This window comes from Streptomyces sp. RP5T, from assembly GCF_003933965.1.
GTDB lineage: Bacteria > Actinomycetota > Actinomycetes > Streptomycetales > Streptomycetaceae > Streptomyces.
Window position 1 is genome coordinate 1 of sequence record NZ_RSAJ01001256.1, and the last position, 559, is coordinate 559.

Here is a 559-nt window from a genome sequence, read left to right on the forward strand (position 1 = left end):
GGGTGCATAGATCGGTGATGCGGTTGGGCCAGGTTGCCGGGTCTTCCAGGGTGAGGGCGCGCAGGCTGGGCAGGAGGGCGGTGAGGGCGGCGCGGTCGAACGGCTGGCAGGGCAGGGCGCGGGCCTTGAGTTCTGCCTGGCGCAGCCATACCGCGGTGGCGTAGTCGTCGGTCTTCAAGACGGTGGAGCGGCGGAAGGCAGTGCGGTAGCTCCGCCAGAGGTCTTCGGCGATGTCCGGGTCGGCGACGCCGAAGAACGCCAGCAGGCGCTGGAGGTTGTCCGTGCTCCTGTTCTTGTTCGGCAGGATGCTGCGCTTGACGAGCTCGGTCAGTGAGAAGTTGTCGAGCCAGTCGATGCGCTTGCTGAGCTGCTGGAGTTCCTGCTGGCGGGTGACGTGAGTGCGCCAGGCGGCTTCCAGCTGGTTCCACATGGAGGCCGGGATGCCGGTGGCGCGCTCGAGGAGGAGCGCGGTCTCGGGGGTCAGGACCGCGGTGCCCTGGACGATCTGGTTGATGTGCTTGGTGGACAGGCCGGTACGCCGGGCGAGGTCGGCCTGCGG

At 68.5% G+C, this 559-nt stretch carries 1 protein-coding gene; it reads right to left on the bottom strand.

From position 1 onward, the window contains the following. A partial coding sequence (locus EHS43_RS45700; protein WP_125196156.1) for a helix-turn-helix domain-containing protein occupies positions 1–559 on the bottom strand: 559 nt, incomplete at both ends.